Here is a 25,731-nt window from a genome sequence, read left to right on the forward strand (position 1 = left end):
GCGCCATGGACACGATCTTTGCCTTGGCCAGCGCGCGCGGAAAGGCGGGGGTCGCGGTGGTCCGGATCTCCGGGCCCCGGGCGTGGGACGCGGTGGCGGCCTTCGATATTTCCCTGCCTGAACCGCGCCGGGCGGGGCTTCGTCGTTTGCGAGACAGCGGCGGCGATATTCTGGATGAGGCGCTGGTCCTTCTGTTCGAAGCGGGGCGAAGCTTTACCGGTGAGCAAAGCGCCGAGCTTCATCTGCATGGCAGCGTCGCAGTCATAGGGGCGGTGTTGCGGAGGCTGGCAGAAATGCCGGACGTTCGGGCAGCCGAACCGGGAGAGTTCACACGCCGGGCGCTCGAGAATGAACGCCTCGATCTCTCGCAGGTCGAGGGCCTGGCCGATCTTGTCGAGGCAGAGACCGAGGCGCAACGGCGCCAGGCGTTGCGTGTTCTCTCGGGTGCCCTGGGCGAGCGCGCGGACGATTGGCGCCGCCGCCTGATTCGCGCCGCAGCGCTGGTTGAGGCGACGATTGACTTTGCGGATGAGGATGTTCCGGTCGATGTCAGCCCGGAAGTACTGGACATCATCGATTCCCTGACGGCAGAGTTCGCACGGGAAATTGCCGGCGCGTCGGTGGCGGAGCGGATTCGCGAGGGTTTTGAAGTTGCGATCCTGGGACGGCCGAATTCCGGAAAATCAACACTTCTCAACGCATTAGCGGGACGAGACGCGGCGATAACCTCGGATATCGCCGGAACGACGCGGGACGTGATCGAGGTCCGGATGGACCTCGGCGGTTTGCCTGTCACGATACTAGATACCGCGGGGCTGCGCGAATCGGACGATCGAATCGAGCGAATCGGAATCGAGCGGGCAATCGAAAGGGCCGCACGGGCCGATCTGCGCGTCCTCTTGCTCGATGAGGCGGGGGATTTGCCCGTGGCGCCTGAAGCTGACGATATTCTGGTGCACGGCAAGGCGGATCTGTTCCCGGGTCTCGGTCTTCGCGTCTCGGGCAAGACGGGTGAAGGTCTTCCGGAACTGATCACACGAATAACGGATACGCTCTCGGCGCGCGCTTCGTCTAGCGGAGTCGTGATGCGCGAAAGGCAGCGGCAGGCATTGGTCGTGGCGATGGAGGCTTTAGAATCAGCGCGAGATCAGATAGTCAGGGGAACTGACAGGGCAGAGCTCGCCGCCGCCGATCTACGCCGCGCAGTTCATGGCCTTAACATGATGGTGGGTCACGTTGATGTGGAGCATGTCCTGGACGAGATATTCTCAAGCTTCTGCATCGGAAAGTAGGAGTGTTTCACGTGAAACATTTTGATGTCATTGTCGTGGGTGGTGGACACGCAGGCTGCGAGGCGGCCCACGCTGCCGCCCGCATGGGCGCGACCGTGGCCTTGGTGACGCTTCACGCCAATACCATCGGCGTTATGTCCTGCAATCCGGCGATCGGGGGCTTGGGTAAAGGCCATCTTGTCCGAGAAGTCGACGCCATGGATGGCATCATGGGACGCGCCGCAGATAGGGCAGGTATTCAGTTCCGGCTGCTGAACCGCAAGAAGGGCCCTGCTGTCCAAGGGCCGCGGACGCAGGCAGATCGAAAGCTGTATCGACTTGCCATATCAGCCGAGATTCAGGCGACTCCCGGCCTGACGGTGGTGGAAGGCGAGGCTGCGGATCTTCTGGTTGACGCCGGTAGGGTCTCAGGCGTTCAGTTGGCTGACGGAACAGAGATCCGGTCACATAGCGTCATCATGACGACCGGGACCTTTCTTCGCGGCGTTATTCATATCGGCGACCAGCGTCGGGAAGGCGGGCGGATGGGAGAACGCCCTTCTGTTCGGCTGGCCGAGCGAATTTCCGATTTCGGGCTGCCACTCGGGCGCCTCAAGACCGGGACGCCGCCACGTCTGGACGGGCGGACGATCAACTGGGATGTGCTGGAGATGCAGCCGGGTGACGACGACCCGACCATGCTCTCGTTCCTCAATCGGCGGCCAGAGGCGCGGCAAATCTCCTGCGGGATCACCCATACGAATGAGCGGACCCACGAGATTATTCGCGCGAATTTGAGCCGTTCGGCCATGTATGGCGGACATATTGAGGGGGTAGGGCCGCGCTATTGTCCCTCGATCGAGGACAAGATCGTTCGGTTCGCGGATAAGACTTCTCATCAGATTTTCCTTGAGCCAGAAGGGCTTGATGACCCCACCGTCTATCCGAACGGCATCTCGACCTCCCTGCCGGAGGATGTGCAGCTGGACTACGTGCGCTCGATCACCGGGCTGGACGATGTCACGATCCTGCAGCCAGGCTATGCAATCGAATATGACTATGTCGATCCGGTCAGCCTGCGCCCCACGCTGGAGCTGCGGGACGTTCCGGGCCTCTTTTTGGCGGGGCAGATCAACGGCACCACGGGATACGAAGAGGCTGCAGCCCAAGGGATGGTGGCTGGGCTGAACGCCGCCTTGCAGGCCAAGGATCGTGGGGAGGTCGTCTTTTCCCGCTCCGAGAGCTATATCGGCGTCATGATCGACGATCTTGTCACCCGCGGTGTCAGTGAACCCTACCGCATGTTCACGTCGCGGGCCGAATTCCGGCTGAAGCTCCGCGCGGATAATGCGGATCAGAGGCTTACCCCACTCGGCCTTGCGCTGGGATGTGTCGGCGAAAATCGGAAGCGAATCTTCGAAAACAAGGTGGAGCGGCTTGAACGCGCTCGTCATCTGCTTGAGGCGCGGACCTATAGCCCGACAGAGTTGGCCGCGCACGGTATCCGTGTCAGCCAGGATGGAGTCAGGCGCTCGGCCTTCACCGTTTTGTCCTTCCCGGATGTGAACTTCGATCAGTTGGAGGGCCTCGACACTTCGCTGAAAGACATCGACATCGAGAGCCGGGAGCAGGTTGCCCGAGACGCGCTCTATTCCAACTATCTGGACCGGCAGGCCCTTGACGTAGCGGCCATGCAGCGCGATGAGGAGCACGCTTTGCCAGATGATTTCGACTATGGCGCCCTGTCTGGGCTGTCTAATGAACTCAAGGCAAAGCTGGCGCGGGTGAAGCCGCGTACCTTGGGTCAGGCGGGGCGCGTAGATGGAATGACCCCGGCGGCGCTGACTCTGATCCTTGCCAAGCTAAGGCAGATGGAAAAAAGGCGCAGTGCATGAGGCCTGCGCAAGCGTTCCTGAATGACGTTGATGTTTCACGTGAAACAATCGAGCGGCTGGAGGCTTTTGAAGCGCTCCTCCGCCGCTGGAACGCCGCGATAAACCTCGTTTCGAAAACTACGCTTGATGACGTGTGGACCCGGCATTTTCTCGACAGTGCGCAGGTGGCTGCGCTTTCTTCATCCGCATCCCATTGGGCTGATCTCGGAAGCGGCGGCGGGTTCCCCGGGCTCGTCGTTGCGGTTATCTACAAAGAAAAGAGCCCGGAAACGCGGTTTTCCCTGGTTGAATCGGATGCTCGCAAATCTGCGTTTCTTGCGACTGTGATCCGGGATCTGGATCTGAAGGCTCAGGTCATCGCCAAGCGGATCGAAGCGACCGAGCCGTTGCGCGCGGATGTCGTGTCAGCGCGTGCGCTCGCGCCCTTGGCGACCCTTTGTGGCTACGCTGCGCGACACCTTGCCGACGGCGGCCGAGCGGTCTTTCTCAAGGGCGCAAATCACCGGGAAGAGATTGCCGAGGCGCGCAAGCTCTGGCAATTTGAGTGTCAGCTCCATCCGAGCGTTTCTGACCCGACCGGCGTCATCCTCTGCATTGAGAATATCCAGCATGTCTGATCCTCGTATCATCGCCATCACGAACCAGAAGGGCGGGGTGGGAAAGACGACAACGGCGATCAACCTCGCTGCCGCCGTGGCTGAACTGGGATTCAAGGTTCTGGTCGTCGATATCGACCCGCAGGGCAACGCGTCGACGGGCCTCGGCGTGGAACTGGGCGACCGGCGTTTTACCAGCTATGATCTGCTTTTGCAGGAAACCAAGGTCGCAGAGGTCGTTGTCCCGACAGCTTTCGAAGGAATTTTCCTGTGCCCGGCGACGGCCGATCTGGCCTCGGCGGATATTGATCTGGGGGGGACGGATCGGCGCAGCTTCCTGCTGCACAGCGCCTTGCGTCAGACCGATCTGGCGGAAATGGGTTTCGATTATATCTTCATCGACTGCCCGCCATCGCTCAGCCTGCTGACCGTCAATGCGATGGTCGCCGCGCAGTCGGTTCTGGTGCCCCTGCAGGCCGAATTCTTCGCGCTCGAGGGGCTGTCGCAGCTTCTTCTGTCGGTCCGCCAGGTGCGGGAATCGGCCAATCCCGATCTCCGGATCGAGGGCGTGGTGATGACGATGTCCGACCGGCGCAATAACCTTTCGCAGCAGGTGGAACGGGACGCCCGCGATCACCTTGGTGAACTGGTTTTCGCGACGGTGATCCCCCGCAATGTCCGCGTCAGCGAGGCGCCGTCCCATGCGATGCCGGTTCTTGCATACGATTCAGCCTCGCGCGGAAGTGCCGCTTACCGGGCGCTCGCCCGCGAGATGTTGGTGGGGCATGGGGCAAAGATACAACAACTTGAGGGGCAGATATGATGGAAAAGAAGCAGGAACGTCGCAGTGGCCTCGGTCGCGGTTTGTCGGCGCTCATGGCGGATGTTCAGCTTGACGCCCGTCCCTCTGAGGATCGCTCAAAGCGCGCCGACCTTTCCGTTCCCGTTGAAAAGGTCTTTCCCAACCCCGATCAGCCGCGCCGCCATTTTGCCCGTGAGGCGCTGGAGGAGCTTGCAGCCTCGATCCGCGAAAAGGGCATCATCCAGCCCCTGATCGTCCGGCGCCGCGAGGCAGAGCCTTCCACCTATGAGATCGTTGCAGGCGAACGCCGCTGGCGCGCGGCGCAGATCGCCCAGCTCCACGAAGTGCCGGTTCTGGTACGCGAACTATCGGATACGGAAGTTCTCGAAGTCGCGATTATCGAGAATATTCAAAGGGCTGACCTTAATCCCGTCGAAGAGGCGATGAGCTATCGCCAGTTGATGACCCGGTTCGGGCACACGCAGGAAAAGCTGGCCGAGGCGCTCAGCAAAAGCCGCAGCCATATCGCGAACCTGATGCGGCTGTTGCAGCTTCCCGAGGAAGTTCAGGCCTATCTGCGAGAGGGTAAGCTGACCGCCGGTCATGCGCGGGCGTTGATCACCAGCGAAAACCCGGCGGAACTGGCGCGACAGGTGATCGCGCGCGAACTTTCGGTGCGTGAAACCGAGGCGCTGGTGAAAAAGCCGAAGCCCGCGCCTTCGGAGCGTCGCGAACGGGCAGGGGGTGCCGAAAAGGACGCGGATACCCGCGCGCTTGAGGGCGATCTTTCCGCCAATCTCGGGATGGCCGTGGAAATCGAGCACAAGGCGGATGGCGCAGGACGGATCAGCATCCGCTATGAGACGCTCGAGGATCTGGACCGGCTTTGCCAGATCCTGACGCCCTCGCGCGTGGCCTGACAGGGGCTTATGCGATGCGCAGCGGGTGCAGCTTTTCGTAATAGGGTAGCGCCTGCGCGACCAGATCCGCATAGGCGCCCGTCAACGCAGGGAGCGGGCCTTCGGCCCCGTCGAACCCGGTCGACCGATGAACGGCGCCATACCAGTGCGGCGCCCAGACGCCATCGTCCCTGTGGCCACCGGCGGGCCAGTGCAGCATCGCGGGATCAAAGCCGATTCCGATCGCTGAACAAAGGCCGCTCAGCGCCGCCCCGGGGTTCGCGCGGATATCGGCGCTGTCGATGACGATGGGCGTCTGGCCCCAGCCTTGCACCAGGTCGAACAGTTCCGCCTGCTGGCGAAAGCCGAGATCGTCCAGGTCGGGCCCTTCTCGTTTCGCGGAATAAGAGGCGACGACACGTGCCGGGTGGCGGATGAGGAAGACGTTCACACAGTCCCTCATCCAGTCGCGCGGGATACCCGGCAGCATGTGCTGCGTCATGTGTTTCTGGTAAAAGACCGGCTTGCCGGGGTCGGAAAGCAGGCCCTTGATGACTGCCGCGGGGTCCTGCGGCTGGACCGCCAGAACCTCGGCCCGCATGGGATGGTCGAGCCCCGTTTGCGCCAGATAGGCCGCGTAGAAGGGTTCATCGACCACCGCGCAATCGGATCTTGCGCCAAAGGAATACATCAACGCCGTGGACAGATTCCGCGGCCCCGACCACATCGCGATCCTGATCATGCGTGCCTCCGGTTTCATGGATGTCGGTAAAGGAAATCCTCGATTTCCGCGGCGTCAGGCATCGCGTCGGCTGTGCCGTGCCGCGTGACCTGGATCGCGGCGGCGGCGCTGGCCCGGCGCATCGCGTCGGTCGGCGAAAAGCCGGCATCCAGCGCGGCGGCGATGTTCCCCGTGAAACAGTCGCCGGCGCCGGTCGTGTCGACGGCATCGACGGCAAAGGCCGGAACTTTCGCCATGCCCCGCCATTCGGCGCCATCCCCCCCACGGGTCACGATCAGGTCCGGCCCCTCGACCTTGCCCAGGGCGGCGAGAAGCTGCTGTTCCTCGATGGCGTTTACGCAGAGGATGTGGATATGCGGCAGAACCTCGCGCACGGCATCGACCGAAAAGGGTGCCGCGGAATAGATCACCCGCAAGCCGCGCGCCCGTGCCAGTTCCGCTGCATAGGCTTGATGCGAAGTTTCGTTCTGAATCAAGAGGATGTCGCCCGCCTGCGCCTGATCCAGCGCATCCGTCACCCAGTCACGCGGCAGCGCCCGGTTTGCGCCGGCATGGATGACGATGCTGTTTTCACCGCTCGCGTCGATGTTTATGATGGCGTGACCGGTGGTGCCGGACAGGCGGGCGATCGGAGCCGTGTCTATCCCTTCGGCCTCCAGCCGGTGGATGACGGCCTCATCGGCCTCGCCGACCGCGCCGATGTGATGCACCGTGGCGCCCGCGCGGGCGGCGGCGACCGACTGGTTCGCCCCCTTGCCGCCCAACCCCTGCCGATACTCCGTCGCGGCAAGCGTTTCCCCCGGCGCAGGCAGATGCGGCAGGCGATAGAAGTGGTCGATATTGATCGACCCGAGGTTCCACACGGCCATTGTTCAGCCCATCTTGCAGGCGGCCATCGCGGCCATGTTCAGAATGTCGTTCATCGTGGCGGTCGTGCTGCAGATCTGGATCGGCTTGGTGACGCCCGTCAGGATGGGACCGATCACCGTCGCCCCCGCCATTTCCTGCATCAGCTTGACCGAGATCGAGGCCGAATGGCGCGCCGGAACGACCAGAATATTCGCCGGGCCCGTCAGGCGTGAAAACGGGTAATGCGCCATGACCTCGGGGTTGAGTGCCACATCCACGGTCATCTCGCCTTCGTATTCGAAATCGACCTTGCGCGCATCGAGCACCACCGGCGCCTGATGCATCTTTTCGGCGCGTTCCGACACCGGATAGCCAAAGGTCGAGAATGAGACGAAGGCCACGCGCGGCTCCAGCCCCAGGTTGCGGGCGACACCGGCCGCGCGCGTCGCGATCAGCGCAAGATCCTGTTCATCCGGCCACTCATGCACCAGCGTATCGCCGATCAGCAGGATCCGCCCCTTGTGCAGCAAGGCCGTGACCCCGACCGCACCGTCCTGAGCGCCCGCATCGAAGACATGGTTGATATGTTCAAGCACATGCGCCGATTTGCGCGTGGCACCCGTCACCAGACCGTCGCCATGCCCATGCGCCAGCATCAGCGCCGAAAAGACATGCCGGTCCCGGGCCGCGAGGCGGTGGATATCCTGCCGGTCGAAGCCCTTGCGCTGCAAGCGGGCATAGAGAAAGTCCTTGTAGGTCTCCAGATGCCGGGAATTGGCCGCGTTCACGACCTCGAGCTCCCGTTGGGCATCGCCGAGGCCCGCGGCTTCCAGCTTTTCGCGAACGTCAGCCTCGCGCCCGACGACCAGCGCCTTGCCAAGGCCGGACCGCTGCCAGGCGACCGCCGCCCGCAGAACGCGCGGGTCGTCGCCTTCGGCAAAGATCATGCGGGCCTGCGCCGATTTCGCACGGGCATAGATGCCCTGCAGGATGCTTGCCGTCGGGTCCATGCGGGATTTCAGCGACATCTCATAGGCGGCCATGTCGATGATCGGGCGGCGCGCCACGCCCGTGTCCATCCCGGCCTTGGCGACGGCGGGCGGGATCACATGGATCAGGCGCGGATCGAACGGCGTCGGGATGATGTAGTCCCGGCCAAAGGCCAGCTTGCGGCCATAGGCCATGGCGACCTCATCGGGCACGTCAAGACGGGCAAGCCGCGCCAAGGCCTCGGCACAGGCGATCTTCATCTCGTCGTTGATCGCCCGGGCATGGATATCGAGCGCCCCGCGAAAGAGGTAGGGAAAGCCCAGGACGTTGTTCACCTGATTGGGATAGTCGCTGCGCCCGGTCGCCACGATCGCGTCGGGGCGTACGGCATGGGCCTCTTCGGGCGTGATTTCAGGGTCGGGGTTGGCCATCGCAAAGATCACCGGGTTTTCGGCCATGCTGGCCACCATTTCGGGGGTCACGGCGCCCTTGGCCGAGACGCCCAGAAACACGTCCGCGCCCACCATCGCCTCTTCCAGCGTCCGTGCGTCGGTGCGGGCGGCATGGGCCGATTTCCACTGGTTCATGCCCTCGGTGCGGCCCTGCCAGATCACGCCCTTGGTGTCGCACATGATGCAGTTGTCATGGCGCGCGCCCATGGATTTCAGAAGCTCCAGACAGGCGATCCCCGCCGCGCCGGCGCCGTTCAGCACGATCCTGACGTCCTCGATCTTCTTGCCGCTGATCTCCAGCGCATTGATGAGACCCGCCGCGCAGATGACCGCCGTGCCGTGCTGATCGTCGTGAAAGACGGGGATGTCCATCTCCTCTTTCAGGCGCTGCTCGATGATGAAACATTCCGGCGCCTTGATATCCTCAAGGTTGATGCCGCCAAAGGTCGGCCCCATCAGCTTGACCGCGCGGATGATTTCCTCGGCATCCTCGCTGTCCAGCTCGATGTCGATCGCATTCACGTCCGCGAACCGCTTGAAGAGCACCGCCTTGCCCTCCATCACCGGTTTTGAGGCGAGCGCGCCGAGATTGCCCAGCCCCAGGATCGCGGTACCGTTCGAGATCACCGCGACCATGTTGCCCTTGGTGGTGTAGTCATAGGCGGTCTCGGGGCGTTCGGCGATGGCCTGTACGGGCACCGCCACGCCGGGGGAATAGGCGAGCGACAGGTCGCGCTGTGTCGCCATCGGCTTGGAGGCGGAAATCTCGTATTTCCCCGGCTGCGGCTCCAGGTGATAGGCCAGCGCCTCTTCTCGGGTGGTTTTGGCGTTGCTCGACATGGCAGTTCCTTCCTCGGTCGCCCTTGTCATAGCAAAGCGTGCGTATCCGAACAGCCGGAAATCTGCTTTTCGCGGACAGGCCACTTTTGTAGGGTCGGCGCAAAGCGAGGGGCAGAGGTGAACACCGAGACAACCGTCACGCCGATGATGGCGCAATATCTGGACATCAAGGCGCAATACACCGAGGCGCTGTTGTTCTACCGGATGGGCGACTTCTACGAGATGTTCTTTGACGATGCCGTTCAGGCGGCGGCGGCGCTGGACATCGCGCTCACCAGGCGCGGCAAACATCTGGGCGAGGATATCGCCATGTGCGGCGTGCCCGTCCATTCCGCCGAGGGCTATCTGCTGACCCTGATCCGCAAGGGGTTCCGCGTGGCCATCGCCGAGCAGATGGAAGACCCGGCCGAGGCGAAGAAGCGCGGGTCGAAATCGGTCGTGAAACGCGATGTGGTGCGGCTGGTCACGCCCGGCACCCTGACCGAAGAAAGCCTGCTGGAGGCCCGGCGTCACAACTTTCTCGCCGCCTATGCCGAGGTGCGGGATGAGGCGGCGCTCGCCTGGGTCGATATCTCGACCGGGGAATTCCGGGTCATGACCTGCCCGCCGGTGCGGCTTGGCCCGGAACTCGCCCGGCTTGCGCCGAAAGAGGTCGTTCTGTCCGAGGCCGCCGAGGCCGGTCTGTCCCGCCTTGTCGAGGATACCGGCGCGTCGGTCACGCCGCTGTCGCGCGGCAGTTTCGACAGCACATCGGGCGAAAGGCGGCTCTGCGACCTTTACGGGGTGCAGACGCTGGACGCCTTTGGCAGCTTTGGCCGGGCCGAACTTTCGGCGATGGGCGCCATCGTCGATTATCTCGACCTGACGCAACGGGGAAGGCTGCCGCTGCTGCGTCCGCCTGTGCGTGAGGCGGCCGAAGGGCTGGTGCAGATCGACGCCTCGACCCGCCGCAATCTGGAGATCACGGCAAGCCTTTCGGGCGGGCGGGACGGGTCGCTCCTGCATGCCATCGACCGGACGGTGACGGCGGCGGGCGGGCGTCTATTGGAACGGCGGCTCTCGTCGCCTTCGCGCGATCTCGACCTGATCCGGGGGCGGATCGCGGCGGTGGCAAGCCTTGTCGAGGCGCGCGATCTGGCAGAGGCGCTGCGCGGCGACCTGCGCAAGACCCCCGACATGGACAGGGCCCTGTCGCGGCTTTCGCTGGACCGGGGCGGGCCGCGCGATCTTGCGGCGATCCGGGGCGGGCTGCGACAGGCGGCGCAGGTCGCGGCGCGCCTTCCGCAGGACGCGCCCCGCCTGCTGCGCGACGCGGCAAAGAGCCTTCACGGGCATGACGAGCTTTGCGCGCTGCTCGAAACCGCGCTTGTGGCTGAACCGCCGATGCTGCTGCGCGACGGCGGCTTCATCGCAGCGGGTTTTGACGGGGAACTCGATCAGGCGCGGCGGCTGCGGGATGAAGGGCGTGGCGTCATCGCGGCGATGCAGGCGCAATATGCCGCCGAGACGGGCATCGCCTCGCTCAAGATCAAGCACAACAACGTGCTGGGCTACTTCATCGAGACGACCGCGACCCATGCCGACCGGATGCTCGCCCCGCCCCTGAACGAAAGGTTCATCCATCGTCAGACCACCGCCAATCAGGTGCGGTTCACGACCGTCGAGCTGTCGGAACTGGAAACCCGCATCCTGAATGCCGGCAGCCACGCGCAAGAGATCGAAAAACGCCTGTTCGACAGCCTGCGCAGTGCCGTGCTGGATCAGGCGGCGCGGATCGCGCAGGCGGCGCGGGCGCTGGCCGAGATCGACCTGGCAGCGGCATTTGCCGATATCGCGGTGACGGATGACTGGACCCTGCCCAAGGTGGATGACAGCCGCGCCTTCCGGGTCCGCGGCGGTCGTCACCCGGTCGTGGAACGCGCGCTTCGCCGGCAGGGCGGGTCCTTCATCGCAAACGACTGCGACCTGAGCGCCGGGGAGGGCGCGGCGCTCTGGCTTGTCACCGGGCCGAACATGGCCGGCAAATCGACCTTCCTGCGGCAGAATGCGCTGATCGCGCTGCTCGCGCAGGCCGGCAGCTTTGTGCCGGCGGCCGAGGCGCATATCGGCCTTGTCTCGCAGCTTTTCAGCCGGGTCGGGGCGGCGGACGATCTGGCGCGGGGCCGGTCCACCTTCATGGTCGAGATGGTCGAGACCGCCGCCATCCTCAACCAGGCGGATGACCGGGCGCTGGTGATCCTGGATGAGATCGGGCGCGGAACGGCGACCTATGACGGGCTCTCGATCGCCTGGGCGACGCTGGAACATCTGCATGACGTGAACCGCTGTCGCGGGCTTTTCGCCACCCATTACCATGAGATGACGGCCCTTGCCGGCAAGCTGGCCGGGGTCGAGAACGCGACCGTCGCCGTCCGCGAATGGGAAGGCGAGGTCATCTTTCTGCATGAGCTGCGCAAGGGCGCCGCAGACCGGTCCTACGGGGTGCAGGTGGCACGGCTGGCCGGGCTGCCCGATGCGGTCGTCGCCCGGGCCCGCACGGTGCTGGAGGCGTTGGAGGCGGGCGAGCGTGAGGGCGGTCGCCGGCCCAAGGCCCTGATCGACGATCTGCCGCTTTTCGCCGCCGCCCCTGCGGCACCGCCCCTGCGCCCGGCGCAACCGTCGGCCGTCGAGGAGCGGCTTGCCGCGGTCCTGCCGGACGAACTCACCCCGAAAGAGGCGCTGGCCCTGATCTACGATCTCAGGGCCATGCTGCGGGATTGACCGGCGCGGTTACTTTGCCGCGGGGCTGGACGATACGCCGACCTGGGCCGGGCGCAGCAGGCGTTCATGCAGGATGAACCCCTCGGCCATCACCTGGATGATGCCGCCGCCGGGCACGTTCGGCACCGGCGCCTCGAACATCGCCTGATGCAGTTGCGGGTCGAACGTCTCGCCGACCTCGGGCGCGATGCGCTGGATGCCGTGCTTTGAAAAGATGTTCAGAAGCTCGCGCATCGTAAGTTCCACGCCTTCGAATGCGGCGGTGGCCCGCTGTTCCTCGGTCGCGGCGTCCAGCGCACGCTTGAGGTTGTCATAGACCGGCAGCATGTCGCGGGCGAATTTGGCGCCGCCATATTGCTCGGCTTCCTTGCGGTCGCGTTCGCCGCGCTTGCGGGCGTTCTCGGCATCTGCCAGCGCGCGCATGAAGCGGTCGCGCATGTCGTCCCGTTCGGCCGTCAGCCGCTCGATTTCGGCGCTTGCATCGGGTTCGGCGTCATATTCCGCCTGGCCCTCGGCAAAGCCCTCGGCAATTTTCTCGGCGCGGGTTTCGTCCTGCGTTTCGATGTCCTGGTCTTTCTGAACGTCTGCCATCTTTCATCCCTTGCCCCGGTCGGACAGAATCCGCCCGACCAGTTGCGCTGTATAGTCCACGATCGGCACGATCCGGCCATAGTTGAGCCGCGTTGGCCCGATGACCCCCACCGCGCCGATAATCTTACGGTCAGCGTTCATATAAGGAGAGACCACCAGAGAGGAACCCGAAAGTGAAAAAAGCTTGTTTTCCGACCCGATGAAAATGCGCACACCCTCGCCGGTTTCGGTGAGTTCGAGGAATTCCGCGATGTCGCGCTTGCGTTCCAGATCGTCGAACAGGCTGCGCACCCGTTCAAGGTCCGCCTCGGTCGCCTGATCCAGCAGATTGGCGCGTCCCCGCACGATGAGCCGTTCATAGGGCTCGCCCTCGTTCTGCCAGACGGCCAGACCGCTTTCGACCAGATCATGCGCCAGGCTGTCCAGTTCCTGACGCCGGCGGCTGATTTCCTGCGTCATGCGCTGCCGCAGGTCGGAAAGCGTCACGCCCTCGGCCATGGCATTCAGGAAATTCGCGGCCTCGCGCATGGACGACGGCGTCTGCCCCGGTGGCGGGTTGAAGATGCGGTTTTCCACATGCCCGTCCGCAAAGACCAGGACCACAAGCGCCCGGTCGGGGCCAAGGCTCACGAATTCGATATGCTTGATCGGGGCCTCATGCTTTGGCGTCAGCACAAGGCTCGCCCCCTGTGTCAGGCCCGACAGCGCCGAGCCGACGCGGTCAAGCAACGTCCCCACATCCCGTTCGTTCGAGCCGAGCGTCGCATCCAGCTTCTCCCGGTCCTCGCCCCGCACTGGCGCGACCTCGAGCAGGCCGTCGACGAACATCCGCAGGCCCAGCTGCGTGGGCACCCGCCCGGCCGAGATATGCGGGCTGTCCAGAAGGCCCAGATATTCCAGATCCTGCATCACGTTGCGGATCGTCGCGGCAGACACCTTCTCGCTCATCGTGCGGGTCAGGCTGCGCGATCCGACCGGGTCGCCGGATTCCAGATACCCCTCGACCACCCGGCGAAATACCTCGCGCGAGCGGTCGTTCATCTCTGCCAGGATCTTCGAACCCTCATGCATCGTGCCGCTTCCGAAACCATCCGGTCCAACGGGACCATTAAAGACGCTGCCGCAGGCCCGTCAATCGTCGATCGGGCATCCGGTGCCGCCCACTGCCCGGGCTTTGGCAACAGGGTTGCATCGCGCCCCGCCGGGTGACTATGTGGCGGCGGAAAAGGAAAGGACATGCCATGCGCCCCTCTGGCCGGAAGTTAAGCGAACTGCGCCCGATTTCAATCGAGACGGGGGTGATGAAACATGCCGAGGGGTCCTGCCTCATCAAGGTCGGCGAAACCCATGTGCTGTGCAGCGCCAGCCTCGAGGACCGGCCGCCGCCATTTCTCAAGAACACGGGGCTGGGCTGGGTCACCGCCGAATACGGGATGCTGCCGCGCGCCACCAACACCCGCAACCGGCGCGAGGCCGCGTCGGGCAAGCAGCAGGGCCGCACCATCGAGATCCAGCGCCTGATCGGGCGCGCGTTGCGGGCGGGCGTCGACCGGGTGGCGCTGGGGGAACGGCAGATCACCATCGACTGCGACGTGATCCAGGCCGATGGCGGCACCCGCTGTGCGGCGATCACCGGCGGCTGGGTCGCGCTGCGCCTTGCGGTGAACAAGCTGATGAAGGCGGGCGTCGTGACGACGGACCCGCTGCTCGATCATGTGGCGGCGGTGTCCTGCGGCATCTATGCGGGCCAGCCGGTCGTCGATCTCGACTATGCCGAGGACAGCGAGGCCGGCACGGACGGCAATTTCATCATGACCGGCGCCGGGCGCCTGATCGAGGTTCAGATGTCGGCCGAGGGCGCGACCTTTTCCCGCGACCAGATGACCGAACTGCTGGATCTGGCCGAGGCGGGCGTGGCCGAGCTTGTCGCGGCGCAGAAGGCGGCGCTCTGATGCGCCGCTTTTCGGGGGACCGGCTGGTCGTCGCGACCCATAACAAGGGCAAGCTGCAAGAGATGACCGAGCTTTTGGCCCCCTTCGGCATCCGGCTCAGCTCTGCCGCCGACCATGGCCTGCCGGAGCCCGAAGAGACCGAGACCACATTCATCGGGAATGCCCGGATCAAGGCCCATGCCGCGGCATCCGCGACCGGGCTTCCGGCGCTGGCCGATGACAGCGGCATCGTCGTGGACGGGCTGGACGGCGCGCCGGGCGTCCATACCGCCGACTGGGCAGAAACGCCCGCGGGCCGCGATTTCGTCATGGCGATGACCCGCACCTGGGCCGAGCTGGAGGCGCGCAACGCCCCCCATCCCCGGACCGCGCGGTTCTGCTGCACGCTGGTTCTCGCCTGGCCCGACGGCCATGACGAGGTGTTCGAGGGCCGGATGGAGGGCGCGGTGATCTGGCCGATGCGCGGCAGCCACGGCCATGGCTTTGATCCGATCTTCCTTCCCGCCGGGTCGGACCTGACCTTTGCCGAGATGGAGCCCGCGCGGAAGAACGAGATCAGCCATCGCGCCGATGCCTTCCGCAAGCTGGTCGAGGGGTGTTTCGCGTGAAACGGATCTCGACCGGATCGCCGTTCGAGGCCAGGATGGGCTATTCCCGCGCGGTGGTCAAAGGCGGCTGGTGCTTTGTCTCGGGCGTGACGGGCTATGACTATGCCACGATGCAGATGCCGCCGGACGCGGCAGGGCAGGCGCGGAACTGCTTTGCCACCATCGCGGATGTGCTGGCGCAGGCGGGCTTTGCCATGGCGGATATCGTGCGGGTGCAATATACCGTCACCGCGCCCGACATCGTGGACGAGGTCACGCCCGTGCTGGGCGAGGTTCTGGGCGAGATCCGGCCGGCCGCGACGATGGTGGTCGCGGGGCTGATCCGCCCCGAGATGCTGATCGAGATCGAAGCGACGGCCTTCAAGGGGTAACGGTTGAGCGGGGCGATGGACGACTGGCGGAACGGCGGCTTTGGTCTTTACCTGCACTGGCCGTTCTGTCAGGCGAAATGCCCCTATTGCGACTTCAACTCCCACGTCTCGGCGCAGATCGACCAGCGGCGGTGGCAGGCGGCCTATCTGTCCGAGATCGACCGCATCGGCGCGGAAACGCAGGGCCGCACGCTGCATACCGTGTTTTTCGGCGGCGGTACCCCCAGCCTGATGGAACCCGAACTGGTGGCGGCGATCCTCGACCGGGTGCGCGCGACCTGGCCGCAGGCCAACGACCCCGAGGTGACGCTGGAGGCGAACCCCACTTCGGTCGAGGCCGGGCGGTTCCGGGGGTATCGGGATGCGGGGGTCACGCGGATCTCGATGGGGATACAGTCGCTTAACGACGATGACCTGCGGCGGCTGGGACGACTTCATTCCGCGGCCGAGGCGCGGCAGGCCTTCGATGTCGCCCGCGCGACCTTTGACCGGGTGAGTTTTGACCTGATCTATGCGCGGCAGCATCAGACGCCGGAGGCCTGGCAGGCGGAACTGGCCGAGGCGCTGCAGATGGCCATCGACCATCTGTCGCTTTACCAGCTGACGATCGAGGACGGGACGGCCTTTGGCGCGCGCCACGCGGCGGGGGGCTTGCGCGGCCTGCCCGAGGATGATCTGGCCGCCGACATGTATGCCCTGACGCAGGAGATCTGCGACCGGGCGGGGATGCCGGGCTACGAGATTTCGAACCACGCCCGCGACGGGGCGGAATCGCGTCACAACCTGATCTACTGGCGCTATGGCGACTATGCGGGGATCGGGCCTGGCGCTCATGGCCGGCTGACGCTGGACGGGCGACGGCTGGCGACGGAAACCGACCGGATGCCCCTGCGCTGGTTGCAGCAGGTCGAGACGACCGGGAATGGCGATGCGGATCGCGCGCCACTCGATCCCGCCGATCAGGCGGCGGAGTATCTGATGATGAGCTTGCGTCTGCGCGAAGGTACCGACACCGCCCGCTATGCCGCGCTGGCGGGCTCTGCGCTGGATGAGGCGACCGTCGGACGGCTGACGGCTGACGGGTTTCTGGACCAGGCGGGCGGACGGATCGCGGCGACGGATCGCGGGCGCATGGTGCTGAACGCGGTGATCCGCGAACTGATGATCGCGCCATGATGCGCTGGGTCTGGGCCGCGGCGGGGCTGGTTTCTGTCGCGCTGGGCCTTGTGGGGGCGGTGCTGCCGCTGATGCCCACGGTACCCTTCATGCTGCTTGCGGCCTTCTGCTTTGCCCGGTCGTCGGAACGGTTGCATCACTGGCTGATCACCCATCCCCGGTTCGGCTCGGCGATCGTCGACTGGCAGGAACGCCGCGCGATTTCACGGCGGGCCAAGCAGATGGCGACGCTGTCGATGGCCGCGGGTATCGCGATTTCCTGGGCGCTGTCAGTGCCGGCCGCGATCCTCGCGACCCAGGTCGCGGTTCTGGTCTGCGTCGCGGCCTTTCTCTGGTCCCGCCCCGAAGCCTAGCGGAGCTCTGACGCGAGGGCTCAGCTGAGCAGTCCCTGTGCCGCCTGCTGCGACCGCAGGATCAGACGTTCGCGCAGCCGCAGCGCCAGGGGGTTCAGCGGATGCCGTTTGCGGCTGAGCAGATAGTAGGGCGACACCCGGATTTCATGCGGCATGTTCAGAATGGTGAACCCGCCGCTGACGGGCGGGGCGATCAGCAGGCTCGCCACCTCTTCCGACACGGGCGCCACGGCATCCGTCTGCGCAAGATAGGCGATGCTGAGCAGCATGGACGGGCTGTTCACCACGTTTCGCGGCTCGGGCAGGCCGAACCGGGCAAAGGCCATGACGGTCGCTTCGCGGATCGGGGCGCCGCGCTGCTGCAATATCCATTCCGAATCCGAAAGCTCGGTCAGCGTGACCGAAGGCGCCCGCGCCAGCGGATGGGCGTTGCGGACAATGAACAGCACCCGTTCGTCCCGCATCGGGATGATGTCGAAATCGCCGCTGTCATAATCGGGCAGGATGCGCGCGAGGACAAAGTCCATCTCACCGGACATGAGGCGGGGCAGCAGATCGCGCGAGGGCATGACATCGACGGTGATATCTGCATCGGGGGCGGTCTCTTTCACCTCCCGGATCGCGGGGATGAGGTCGCTGACGGCGGGCCCCGTCACGGCGCCGACGCTGACCGATCCGGCATAGCCGCTGCGCAGCGCCTCTACATCGGTGGCCATGTTGCGCAATTCCCGCAGGATGACCTGCGCCCGGCGCAGCACCGACAGCCCGATTTCGGTCGGGATCATGCCCTTGGGCTGCCGCACGAACAGGGGCGCGCCGAACAGGCGTTCGATCTCGGCCAGCGTGCGCGAGGCCGCCGGCTGCGTCATGCCCACCGCCTCGGCGGCAAGCTGCAACTGCCCATGCAGCGCGATTTCCTGGACAAGGCGCAGCTGCACGGGGCGCAGCATCAGCCGGCTGGTGGGAATGGACATACCAAATTCGCTATGCAGATGGTCGAATATAGAATTTTACGCGCATGGAGGGAAATTGCTAGTCTCCGCGCAGCCCTTTTGAAAAAGCGGCACGGAAGGATCGCGTCCCATCGCGATCCGTCAGGGAGGAAAACATGAAATTCAGAACAGCAATGGCTGCGCTGGCCGTTGGCGTGTCTTTCACCGCCTTTGGCGCTGCGGCGCAGACCGTCGGCATCTCGATGCCGACGCAATCGTCGTCGCGCTGGATCTCGGACGGCAACTCGATGGTCGAGCAGTTCGAGGCCGCGGGCTACGAGACCAATCTGCAATATGCGGAAGACGACATCCCGAACCAGCTTGCCCAGATCGAGAACATGATCACAAGGGGCGTGGACGTTCTGGTCATCGCGGCCATCGACGGCACCACGCTGTCCAACGCGCTGGAAAACGCGGCTGCCGCGGGCATCAGCATCATCGCCTATGACCGGCTGATCCGTGACAGCGGCGATGTGAGCTATTACGCGACCTTCGACAACTTTCAGGTCGGTGTCCAGCAGGCGACCAGCCTTGTCGAGGGGCTGAACGAACGCTTCCCGGATGTGAGCCCCTGGCATGTCGAGGTGTTCGGCGGTTCGCCCGACGACAACAACGCCTACTTCTTCTACGACGGCGCCATGAGCGTGCTGCAACCGCTGATCGACGCGGGCGATATCGTGATCCTTTCGGGTCAGACGGGCATGGACCGGGTCGGCACGCTGCGCTGGGACGGCTCGCTCGCGCAGGCGCGGATGGATAACCTTCTGTCGGCCAACTACACGAACGAGACCGTGCATGGCGTGCTCTCGCCCTATGACGGGTTGTCGATCGGAATCCTGTCCTCGCTCAAGGGCGTGGGCTATGGCTCGGGCGATCTGCCGATGCCGATCGTGACGGGGCAGGACGCGGAAATCCCGTCGATCAAGTCGATCCTGGCCGGGGAACAGTATTCCACCGTCTTCAAGGACACCCGTGAACTGGCGCGCGTGACGGTGGGCATGGTCGACGCGATGCTCAAGGGCGGCGAGCCCGAGATCAACGACACCGAGACCTACGACAACGGCGTGAAGGTCGTGCCGTCCTATCTGCTGGAACCCGTCAGCGTCGATGCCTCCAACTGGGAAGCCGTGCTGATCGAGTCGGGCTATTACACCCGCGAACAGATCGAGTGAGGGCGGGGGGCCGCCCGCAACCGGCGGCCCCCTCAGCCGATCGGAGAACATGATGACCGCGCTTCTGGAAATGCGCGCCATCACCAAGACCTTTCCGGGCGTCAAGGCGCTGGACCGGGTCAATCTGGTGGTGCGCAGCGGCGAGATACACGCCATCTGCGGCGAAAACGGCGCCGGCAAATCCACCCTGATGAAGGTTCTATCCGGCGTCTACCCGGCCGGGAGCTATGAGGGCGAAATCGTCTATGACGGCGCCACGGCCGAATTCGGCTCGATCCGCGACAGCGAGGGGCGCGGCATCATCATCATCCATCAGGAACTGGCGCTGGTGCCGCTTTTGTCCATCGCCGAGAACATCTTTCTGGGCAATGAACGGGCGACCCGGGGCGTCATCGACTGGCAGGACACCTTTCGCCAGACCGAGGCACTGTTGCGCAAGGTGGGCCTGCGCGAGGCGCCGGGCACCATCGTCGGCACGCTGGGGGTGGGAAAGCAGCAGCTGGTCGAGATCGCCAAGGCGCTGTCCAAGGACGTGCGGCTTCTGATCCTGGACGAACCGACCGCCGCCCTTTCGGAAGGCGACAGCGAGGCGCTGCTGGACCTGCTGCTTGAACTCAAGGGGCAGGGCGTCACCTCGATCATCATCAGCCACAAGCTGAACGAGGTGCGGCGCATCGCCGATACGGTGACGGTGATCCGCGACGGCGCCAGCATTTCCACCATCGACGCGCGGGCGGGCGACCTGACCGAGGACCGGATCGTGCGCGACATGGTCGGTCGGGACATGGCGCATCGCTATCCCGCGCGGGATCGCAGGGCCGGCGAGACGGTGATCGAGGTGCGCGACTGGAACGTCTGGCACCCCGAGCAGCGCGACCGCCAGGTCATCCGCGACCTGCACCTGTCGGTACGTGCCGGAGAGGTCGTGGGCATTGCCGGCCTGATGGGATCGGGGCGGACCGAATTCGCCATGAGCCTCTTTGGCCGGTCCTACGGTCGCGCCATCTCGGGCGAGGTGCGGCTGCATGGCCAGCCCGCCGACACCTCGACCGTGCCGAAGGCGATTGCCGCCGGCCTCGCCTACGTGACCGAGGATCGCAAGACGCTGGGCCTGATCCTTGAGGAAACGATCCGCCGCAACATGACGCTGGCCAATCTGGATGCGATTTCCCGCAACTGGGTCGTCAGCGAGGGACACGAAACCCGCGTGGCCGAGGAATATCGCCGCGCGCTGCAGATCCGCACCCCGTCCGTCATGCAGAAGGTCGTGAACCTCTCGGGCGGGAACCAGCAGAAGGTCGTTCTGGCGAAATGGCTCTTTTCCGAACCGGACGTGCTGATCCTGGATGAGCCGACCCGCGGGATCGACGTCGGCGCGAAATATGAAATCTACAGCATCATCAACGACCTGAGCCAGGCCGGCAAGGCGGTCATCATGATCTCTTCGGAAATGCCCGAACTCCTGGGCATGTGCGACCGGATCTACGTGATGAACGAGGGCCGGCTGGTCGGCGAGCTTGCCGCCGCCGAAGCGGATCAGGAACGCATCATGTCGCTGATCGTGAGGGACAGGAAACAATGAGCACGACGACCACGAATAGCCCCGGGATCGGCGCCTACATCACCCGCCACATGCGCGACTACGGGCTTTTGTTCGCGCTGATCGCGATCATGGTGTTCTTTCAGGTGGTGACAGACGGCACGCTGCTGCGCCCGGTGAACATCACCAACCTGTTCCTGCAGAACAGCTACATCATCATCATGGCGCTGGGGATGCTCCTGGTGATCGTATCCGGGCATATCGATCTTTCCGTCGGTTCGGTCATGGGGTTCATCGGCGCACTTGCGGCCGCGATGATCGTGACCTGGGGGATGCCCGTCTGGATCACGGCGGTTGCCTGCATCGCCTGCGGCATGGCGATCGGGGCGGCACAGGGCTACTTCGTCGCCTATTGGCAGATCCCGTCCTTCATCGTGACGCTGGCGGGGATGCTGATCTTTCGCGGCATGTCGCTGTGGCTTCTGGCGGGGCAGTCGGTGGGGCCGTTCCCGCGCCATTTCCAGCAGATATCGACGGGCTTCATCCCGGATCTCTTCGGGCTGGACCGGCCGAACGCGACGGCGCTTGCGGCGGGGATCATCGCGGTCATGCTGATCCTGTGGCTGGGGCTGCGCGCGCGCCATCGCAACGCCCGTTTCGGCTTTGACGACGAACCGATGGGGCTCTTTCTTCTGCGCAACGCGGCGGTGGCGGCGGCGATCCTCTTCGTGACGTGGAAGCTCGCCTCGTTCCGGGGGCTGCCCAATGTGCTCATCTCGATGGTGGTCCTGACGGTGATCTATGTGTTCCTGACCGAACGCACGACCCTGGGGCGGCGCATCTATGCGGTGGGGGGCAACGCCAAGGCGGCCAAGCTCTCGGGTATCCGGACCGAACGGCTGACCTTCCTTGCCTTCGTCAACATGGGGTTTCTGGCGGCGCTCGCGGGCCTTGTCTTTGCCGCGCGGCTGAACACCGCGACGCCCCGGGCCGGGTTCGGGGTCGAACTCGACGTGATCGCCGCAGTCTTCATCGGCGGCGCGTCGATGGCCGGCGGGTCGGGCAAGGTGGTGGGGGCGGTCATCGGCGCCTTCATCATGGGGGTGATGAACAACGGCATGTCGATCATCGGGATCGGCATCGACTATCAGCAGGTGATCAAGGGCCTCGTCCTGCTCGCCGCCGTTTTCTTCGACGTCTACAACAAGAACAAGGAGGCCTGAGGCATGTTTCTGTCACAGATCGCACTGCCGGACGGAACGCGCGCCGTGGTGGCCCGCAATGGCGATGCGGCGCATATCGTGCCCGGGGCAGGGTCAACGCGGGACCTGGCGCTGGCGGCCATCGCCGCAGGGCGTCCGCTTTTGGCCGAGGCGACGGCGCGCGGGCAGGGTGAGGCCGTCGATCTGGCGGCGATGCTTGCGGACGGCCGTGTTCTGTTGCCGGTCGATCACGACGACCCGGCGCATCTGCATCTGACCGGCACGGGCCTGACCCATCTGGGCAGCGCCGCGACCCGGAACGCCATGCACGCCAAGGTCGACCCCGAGGCGCTGACCGACAGCATGAAGATGTTCCGCATGGGGGTCGAGGGCGGCAAGCCCCCGGCGGGTGAGGTGGGCGTGCAGCCCGAATGGTTCTACAAGGGCAATGGCCATGCGGCGGTGGCGCCCGGCGCGGCACTCGTGTCGCCCTCTTTCGCGCTCGATGCAGGCGAAGAACCCGAGATCGCCGGCATCTATGTGATCGGCCCGGATGGCACCCCCTGGCGGATGGGCTTTGCGCTGGGCAACGAATTTTCCGACCATGTGACCGAGCGGGGCAATTACCTCTGGCTCGCGCATTCCAAGCTGCGTCCGGCAAGCTTTGGTCCGGAAATGCTGGTGGGCGATCTGCCCGCGCATGTGGAAGGCATCAGCCGCATCCTGCGCGGCGACCGGGTGATCTGGGAAAAGCCTTTTGTCTCGGGCGAGGCGAACATGTCCCACACGCTTGGCAACCTCGAACACCACCACTTCAAATACGGGGTCTTCCGGCAGCCCGGCGATGTACATGTGCATTTCTTCGGCACCGCGACCCTGTCCTTTTCCGACGGGATCAAGGCGACGAGCGGCGACGTGTTCGAGATCGCGTCCCCCGCCTTCGGCCTGCCGCTTCGCAATCCGCTGGAACAGCGGGCGCAAGACCCTGCGCCCGTGGCCGTTTCCGCACTCTGAGGTCCGACATGGCTTTCAAACCCGCCCCCTGGCCCCGGCCGCTGCGTTCCACCCATTGGTACAGCGGCACGTCGCGCGACACGATCTATCATCGCGGCTGGATGAAGAACCAGGGCTGGCCGCATGACCTTTTCGACGGGCGCCCGATCATCGGCATCCTGAACACATGGTCCGACATGACGCCCTGCAACGGGCATCTGCGCGAACTGGCCGAAAAGGTGAAGGCCGGCGTGTGGGAGGCGGGCGGCTTCCCGCTGGAGGTGCCGGTCTTTTCCGCCTCGGAAAACACGTTCCGGCCCACGGCGATGATGTATCGCAACCTTGCCGCGCTGGCGATCGAGGAAACGATGCGGGGTCAGCCGATGGATGGTGCCGTCCTGCTGGTCGGCTGCGACAAGACCACGCCAAGCCTTCTGATGGCCGCGGCCTCGACCGATATCCCGTCCATCGTCGTAACCGGCGGGCCGATGCTGAACGGCTATTTCCGGGGCGAGCGTGTGGGGTCGGGCACGCATCTGTGGAAATTCTCGGAGGCGGTGAAGGCCGGAGAGATGTCGCAGGAGGATTTCCTTGAGGCCGAGGCCTCGATGAGCCGGTCCTCGGGCACCTGCAACACGATGGGCACCGCATCCACCATGGCCTCGATGGCCGAGGCGCTGGGCATGGCGCTGTCGGGCAACGCGGCGATCCCGGCCGTGGACAGCCGTCGTCGGGTGATGGCGCAGCTTTCAGGCCGGCGGATCGTGCAGATGGTCAAGGACGATCTCAAACCCTCGGACATCCTGACCCGCGCGGCGTTCGAGAACGCGATCCGCACCAATGGCGCGATCGGCGGGTCCACCAATGCGGTGATCCACCTTCTGGCCATCGCGGGGCGGGTGGGCATCGACATCACGCTCGATGACTGGGACCGGCTGGGCCGGGACGTGGCGACCATCGTGAACCTGATGCCCTCGGGCAAATATCTGATGGAGGAGTTCTTTTACGCCGGGGGCTTGCCGGTCGTGCTGAAACGGCTGGGCGAGGGCGAGCAGTTGCACAAGGACGCGCTGACTGTTTCGGGCCAGACGATCTGGGAAGAGGTCCGCGATGTCGTCAACCACAATGAGGATGTGATCCTGCCGCTGGACCGGGCGCTGACCCGTCAGGGCGGCATCTCGGTTCTCAAGGGCAATCTGGCGCCCCGGGGGGCGGTGCTCAAACCCTCGGCCGCGAGCCCGCATCTTTTGGTGCATCGGGGCCGCGCGGTCGTGTTCGAGGATATCGACGACTACAAGGCGCGCATCAACGACGAGGCGCTGGATATCGACGAAACCTGCGTCATGGTGCTCAAGAACTGCGGGCCCAAGGGCTATCCCGGCATGGCCGAGGTGGGCAACATGGGCCTGCCGCCCAAGGTGCTGCGCAAGGGCGTGACGGATATGGTCCGGATTTCCGACGCGCGCATGTCGGGCACTGCCTATGGAACGGTTGTACTGCATACCTCGCCCGAGGCGGCGGCGGGCGGGCCGCTGGCGGTGGTGCGGGATGGCGACATGATCGAGCTTGATGTGCCGAACCGTCGCCTGCATCTGGATATTCCGGATGCCGAACTGGAAGCGCGGCTCGCGGCATGGCGCCCGAGCCACGACATCCCGCCCAGCGGCTATGCCTGGCTTCATCAGCAGCATGTGGAGGGCGCGGATACCGGCGCCGATCTCGACTTCCTCAAGGGGTGCCGCGGCAGTCCGGTCGGAAAGGACAGTCACTGATGAAGGTTGCGCTTGTCGGTATCGGAAAGATCGCGCTGGACCAGCACGTCCCGGCTATCGCCGCCTCGGATGACTGGGACCTTGCCGCGACCGTTTCGCGCAACGGTCAGGTCGAGGGGGTCGAGGCGTTTGCCGATATCGCCACGATGCTGTCCGCGCGCCCCGATATCGAGGTCGTGTCGCTCTGCCTGCCGCCGGCGCCGCGCTTTGCCGTGGCCGAGGCGGTGCTGCATGCGGGCCGCCACCTGATGCTGGAAAAGCCCCCCGGCGCCACCCTGGCCGAGGTTCATGCGCTGCAGGCGCTGGCCGCGGCGCGAGGTGTCACGCTTTACGCCACATGGCATTCCCGGATGGCCCATGCGGTTGCGGCGGCACGGCGGCATCTGGCGGGGCGGCGGATCACCGGCGGCCGGATCACCTGGCGCGAGGATGTGCGCAAATGGCATCCGGGGCAGGACTGGATCTTTGAACCCGGCGGCATGGGCGTCTTTGACCCCGGCATCAACGCGCTGTCGATCCTGACCGAAATCCTGCCCATGCCCGTTCGGCTGATCGCGGCCGACCTCGACGTGCCGTCAAACCGTCAGGGCCCGATCGCGGCGCGGCTCACGCTCAGCCACGGGATCGAGGCCGATTTCGATTTCCGTCAGGAAGGCCCGCAGACCTGGGACATGGAGTTCGTCACGGACCGGGGGCATATTGCCCTGCGCATGGGCGGCAACCTTCTGGAGATCGACGGCGCCCCGGCCGGGGGCGAAGATACGATCATGGACGAATACCCCGCCCTTTACGCCCGCATGGCCGATCTGGTGCGGAACATGGCCTCGGATGTGGATCTTGCGCCGATGGTGCTGGTCGCCGATGCCTTCACCCTTGGCCGCCGCGAGACCGTGGCGCCCTTTGAATTCTGAGG

The 25,731-nt window shown here is 65.0% G+C and carries 23 protein-coding genes; 17 read left to right on the plus strand and 6 right to left on the minus strand.

Going from position 1 to position 25,731, the window contains the following annotated elements; genetic code table 11:
- The first annotated feature begins 5 nt into the window (after positions 1–5).
- From mnmE to ACFSGJ_RS15660, 5 genes are read left to right on the plus strand one after another with little or no spacing between them, the layout of a single operon-like run.
- Complete coding sequence (gene mnmE, locus ACFSGJ_RS15640) at positions 6–1,292, plus strand: tRNA uridine-5-carboxymethylaminomethyl(34) synthesis GTPase MnmE (protein ID WP_390263825.1); 1,287 nt, start codon at positions 6–8, stop codon at positions 1,290–1,292.
- A gap of 2 nt (positions 1,293–1,294) precedes the next feature.
- Positions 1,295–3,166 carry a tRNA uridine-5-carboxymethylaminomethyl(34) synthesis enzyme MnmG gene (mnmG, locus tag ACFSGJ_RS15645; protein ID WP_390263828.1) on the plus strand — a complete coding sequence of 624 codons (1,872 nt, stop codon included), beginning with the start codon at positions 1,295–1,297 and terminating at the stop codon, positions 3,164–3,166.
- Positions 3,163–3,783 carry a 16S rRNA (guanine(527)-N(7))-methyltransferase RsmG gene (gene rsmG, locus ACFSGJ_RS15650; protein ID WP_390263831.1) on the plus strand — a complete coding sequence of 207 codons (621 nt, stop codon included), beginning with the start codon at positions 3,163–3,165 and terminating at the stop codon, positions 3,781–3,783. The genes mnmG and rsmG overlap by 4 nt, the downstream gene beginning before the upstream one ends.
- The gene (locus ACFSGJ_RS15655; protein ID WP_390263834.1) at positions 3,776–4,585 is read left to right on the plus strand and encodes a ParA family protein; all 810 of its coding nucleotides are present in this window, start codon (positions 3,776–3,778) and stop codon (positions 4,583–4,585) included. Before rsmG ends, ACFSGJ_RS15655 begins: the two co-directional genes overlap by 8 nt.
- Complete coding sequence (locus ACFSGJ_RS15660; RefSeq protein ID WP_390263837.1) at positions 4,582–5,484, plus strand: ParB/RepB/Spo0J family partition protein; 903 nt, start codon at positions 4,582–4,584, stop codon at positions 5,482–5,484. The genes ACFSGJ_RS15655 and ACFSGJ_RS15660 overlap by 4 nt, the downstream gene beginning before the upstream one ends.
- A 7-nt stretch (positions 5,485–5,491) precedes the next feature.
- Here the strand turns inward: ACFSGJ_RS15660 and ACFSGJ_RS15665 are convergent, their stop codons facing one another.
- The 3 genes from ACFSGJ_RS15665 to ACFSGJ_RS15675 are packed head-to-tail and all read right to left on the minus strand — an operon-like array spanning position 5,492 to position 9,336.
- Positions 5,492–6,202, minus strand: coding sequence for a sulfotransferase-like domain-containing protein (locus tag ACFSGJ_RS15665; protein ID WP_390264183.1), 711 nt, complete (start codon positions 6,200–6,202; stop codon positions 5,492–5,494).
- A 17-nt stretch (positions 6,203–6,219) separates the two neighbouring features.
- The gene (locus ACFSGJ_RS15670) at positions 6,220–7,074 is read right to left on the minus strand and encodes a ribokinase (RefSeq protein ID WP_390263840.1); all 855 of its coding nucleotides are present in this window, start codon (positions 7,072–7,074) and stop codon (positions 6,220–6,222) included.
- Between the two features lie 3 nt (positions 7,075–7,077).
- Positions 7,078–9,336 carry an NADP-dependent malic enzyme gene (locus tag ACFSGJ_RS15675; protein WP_390263843.1) on the minus strand — a complete coding sequence of 753 codons (2,259 nt, stop codon included), beginning with the start codon at positions 9,334–9,336 and terminating at the stop codon, positions 7,078–7,080.
- A gap of 144 nt (positions 9,337–9,480) precedes the next feature.
- Here ACFSGJ_RS15675 and mutS point away from each other — a divergent pair, with 144 nt between their 5' ends.
- A complete protein-coding gene (mutS, locus tag ACFSGJ_RS15680) occupies positions 9,481–12,096 on the plus strand; it encodes a DNA mismatch repair protein MutS (protein ID WP_390264186.1) in 2,616 nt (871 codons plus the stop codon).
- Positions 12,097–12,105: 9 nt separating this feature from the next.
- On the opposite strand, the gene ACFSGJ_RS15685 is transcribed toward mutS, so the two are convergent.
- Both ACFSGJ_RS15685 and hrcA read right to left on the minus strand, forming a co-directional pair.
- The gene (locus tag ACFSGJ_RS15685; protein WP_390263846.1) at positions 12,106–12,687 is read right to left on the minus strand and encodes a nucleotide exchange factor GrpE; all 582 of its coding nucleotides are present in this window, start codon (positions 12,685–12,687) and stop codon (positions 12,106–12,108) included.
- A 3-nt stretch (positions 12,688–12,690) separates the two neighbouring features.
- Positions 12,691–13,758: a heat-inducible transcriptional repressor HrcA gene (gene hrcA, locus ACFSGJ_RS15690; RefSeq protein WP_390263849.1), complete on the minus strand. Its 1,068-nt coding sequence runs from the start codon at positions 13,756–13,758 to the stop codon at positions 12,691–12,693.
- A gap of 170 nt (positions 13,759–13,928) precedes the next feature.
- Here hrcA and rph point away from each other — a divergent pair, with 170 nt between their 5' ends.
- From rph to ACFSGJ_RS15715, 5 genes are read left to right on the plus strand one after another with little or no spacing between them, the layout of a single operon-like run.
- On the plus strand, positions 13,929–14,639 hold the full coding sequence (gene rph / locus ACFSGJ_RS15695; protein WP_390263852.1) for a ribonuclease PH: 711 nt from the start codon (positions 13,929–13,931) through the stop codon (positions 14,637–14,639).
- Complete coding sequence (gene rdgB, locus ACFSGJ_RS15700) at positions 14,639–15,247, plus strand: RdgB/HAM1 family non-canonical purine NTP pyrophosphatase (RefSeq protein WP_390263854.1); 609 nt, start codon at positions 14,639–14,641, stop codon at positions 15,245–15,247. The genes rph and rdgB overlap by 1 nt, the downstream gene beginning before the upstream one ends.
- Positions 15,244–15,618, plus strand: a complete 375-nt coding sequence (locus ACFSGJ_RS15705; protein ID WP_390263857.1) for a RidA family protein — start codon at positions 15,244–15,246, stop codon at positions 15,616–15,618. The genes rdgB and ACFSGJ_RS15705 overlap by 4 nt, the downstream gene beginning before the upstream one ends.
- Positions 15,619–15,633: 15 nt before the next feature.
- A complete protein-coding gene (gene hemW / locus ACFSGJ_RS15710) occupies positions 15,634–16,794 on the plus strand; it encodes a radical SAM family heme chaperone HemW (protein WP_390264189.1) in 1,161 nt (386 codons plus the stop codon).
- The gene (locus ACFSGJ_RS15715) at positions 16,794–17,147 is read left to right on the plus strand and encodes a YbaN family protein (RefSeq protein WP_390264192.1); all 354 of its coding nucleotides are present in this window, start codon (positions 16,794–16,796) and stop codon (positions 17,145–17,147) included. Before hemW ends, ACFSGJ_RS15715 begins: the two co-directional genes overlap by 1 nt.
- 20 nt (positions 17,148–17,167) lie before the next feature.
- On the opposite strand, the gene ACFSGJ_RS15720 is transcribed toward ACFSGJ_RS15715, so the two are convergent.
- The gene (locus ACFSGJ_RS15720) at positions 17,168–18,121 is read right to left on the minus strand and encodes a LysR family transcriptional regulator (RefSeq protein WP_390263859.1); all 954 of its coding nucleotides are present in this window, start codon (positions 18,119–18,121) and stop codon (positions 17,168–17,170) included.
- 152 nt (positions 18,122–18,273) lie between these two features.
- Here ACFSGJ_RS15720 and chvE point away from each other — a divergent pair, with 152 nt between their 5' ends.
- The 6 genes from chvE to ACFSGJ_RS15750 are packed head-to-tail and all read left to right on the plus strand — an operon-like array spanning position 18,274 to position 25,729.
- A complete protein-coding gene (gene chvE / locus ACFSGJ_RS15725) occupies positions 18,274–19,311 on the plus strand; it encodes a multiple monosaccharide ABC transporter substrate-binding protein (RefSeq protein ID WP_390264194.1) in 1,038 nt (345 codons plus the stop codon).
- Positions 19,312–19,363: 52 nt separating this feature from the next.
- Complete coding sequence (gene mmsA, locus ACFSGJ_RS15730; RefSeq protein WP_390263862.1) at positions 19,364–20,893, plus strand: multiple monosaccharide ABC transporter ATP-binding protein; 1,530 nt, start codon at positions 19,364–19,366, stop codon at positions 20,891–20,893.
- A complete protein-coding gene (gene mmsB / locus ACFSGJ_RS15735) occupies positions 20,890–22,074 on the plus strand; it encodes a multiple monosaccharide ABC transporter permease (protein WP_390263864.1) in 1,185 nt (394 codons plus the stop codon). Before mmsA ends, mmsB begins: the two co-directional genes overlap by 4 nt.
- A 3-nt stretch (positions 22,075–22,077) precedes the next feature.
- A complete protein-coding gene (araD1, locus tag ACFSGJ_RS15740) occupies positions 22,078–23,067 on the plus strand; it encodes an AraD1 family protein (RefSeq protein ID WP_390263867.1) in 990 nt (329 codons plus the stop codon).
- Between the two features lie 8 nt (positions 23,068–23,075).
- The gene (gene araD / locus ACFSGJ_RS15745; protein WP_390263870.1) at positions 23,076–24,818 is read left to right on the plus strand and encodes an L-arabinonate dehydratase; all 1,743 of its coding nucleotides are present in this window, start codon (positions 23,076–23,078) and stop codon (positions 24,816–24,818) included.
- Positions 24,818–25,729, plus strand: a complete 912-nt coding sequence (locus ACFSGJ_RS15750; protein WP_390263872.1) for a Gfo/Idh/MocA family protein — start codon at positions 24,818–24,820, stop codon at positions 25,727–25,729. The genes araD and ACFSGJ_RS15750 overlap by 1 nt, the downstream gene beginning before the upstream one ends.
- The last annotated feature ends 2 nt before the right edge of the window (positions 25,730–25,731 follow it).

Origin of the sequence: Halodurantibacterium flavum (genome assembly GCF_042681825.1) — a bacterium.
GTDB lineage: Bacteria > Pseudomonadota > Alphaproteobacteria > Rhodobacterales > Rhodobacteraceae > Halodurantibacterium > Halodurantibacterium flavum.

What these genes read in the sequence shown, in the direction of transcription:
- mnmE (WP_390263825.1), top strand. Translation starts at nt 6, where the DNA reads ATGGACACGATCTTTGCCTTGGCCAGCGCGCGCGGAAAGGCGGGGGTC.
- rsmG (WP_390263831.1), top strand. Translation starts at nt 3,163, where the DNA reads ATGAGGCCTGCGCAAGCGTTCCTGAATGACGTTGATGTTTCACGTGAA.
- ACFSGJ_RS15655 (WP_390263834.1), top strand. Translation starts at nt 3,776, where the DNA reads ATGTCTGATCCTCGTATCATCGCCATCACGAACCAGAAGGGCGGGGTG.
- ACFSGJ_RS15660 (WP_390263837.1), top strand. Translation starts at nt 4,582, where the DNA reads ATGATGGAAAAGAAGCAGGAACGTCGCAGTGGCCTCGGTCGCGGTTTG.
- ACFSGJ_RS15670 (WP_390263840.1), bottom strand. Translation starts at nt 7,074, where the DNA reads ATGGCCGTGTGGAACCTCGGGTCGATCAATATCGACCACTTCTATCGC.
- ACFSGJ_RS15675 (WP_390263843.1), bottom strand. Translation starts at nt 9,336, where the DNA reads ATGTCGAGCAACGCCAAAACCACCCGAGAAGAGGCGCTGGCCTATCAC.
- mutS (WP_390264186.1), top strand. Translation starts at nt 9,481, where the DNA reads ATGATGGCGCAATATCTGGACATCAAGGCGCAATACACCGAGGCGCTG.
- ACFSGJ_RS15685 (WP_390263846.1), bottom strand. Translation starts at nt 12,687, where the DNA reads ATGGCAGACGTTCAGAAAGACCAGGACATCGAAACGCAGGACGAAACC.
- hrcA (WP_390263849.1), bottom strand. Translation starts at nt 13,758, where the DNA reads ATGCATGAGGGTTCGAAGATCCTGGCAGAGATGAACGACCGCTCGCGC.
- rph (WP_390263852.1), top strand. Translation starts at nt 13,929, where the DNA reads ATGCGCCCCTCTGGCCGGAAGTTAAGCGAACTGCGCCCGATTTCAATC.
- rdgB (WP_390263854.1), top strand. Translation starts at nt 14,639, where the DNA reads ATGCGCCGCTTTTCGGGGGACCGGCTGGTCGTCGCGACCCATAACAAG.
- hemW (WP_390264189.1), top strand. Translation starts at nt 15,634, where the DNA reads ATGGACGACTGGCGGAACGGCGGCTTTGGTCTTTACCTGCACTGGCCG.
- ACFSGJ_RS15715 (WP_390264192.1), top strand. Translation starts at nt 16,794, where the DNA reads ATGCGCTGGGTCTGGGCCGCGGCGGGGCTGGTTTCTGTCGCGCTGGGC.
- ACFSGJ_RS15720 (WP_390263859.1), bottom strand. Translation starts at nt 18,121, where the DNA reads ATGTCCATTCCCACCAGCCGGCTGATGCTGCGCCCCGTGCAGCTGCGC.
- chvE (WP_390264194.1), top strand. Translation starts at nt 18,274, where the DNA reads ATGGCTGCGCTGGCCGTTGGCGTGTCTTTCACCGCCTTTGGCGCTGCG.
- mmsA (WP_390263862.1), top strand. Translation starts at nt 19,364, where the DNA reads ATGACCGCGCTTCTGGAAATGCGCGCCATCACCAAGACCTTTCCGGGC.
- mmsB (WP_390263864.1), top strand. Translation starts at nt 20,890, where the DNA reads ATGAGCACGACGACCACGAATAGCCCCGGGATCGGCGCCTACATCACC.
- araD1 (WP_390263867.1), top strand. Translation starts at nt 22,078, where the DNA reads ATGTTTCTGTCACAGATCGCACTGCCGGACGGAACGCGCGCCGTGGTG.
- araD (WP_390263870.1), top strand. Translation starts at nt 23,076, where the DNA reads ATGGCTTTCAAACCCGCCCCCTGGCCCCGGCCGCTGCGTTCCACCCAT.
- ACFSGJ_RS15750 (WP_390263872.1), top strand. Translation starts at nt 24,818, where the DNA reads ATGAAGGTTGCGCTTGTCGGTATCGGAAAGATCGCGCTGGACCAGCAC.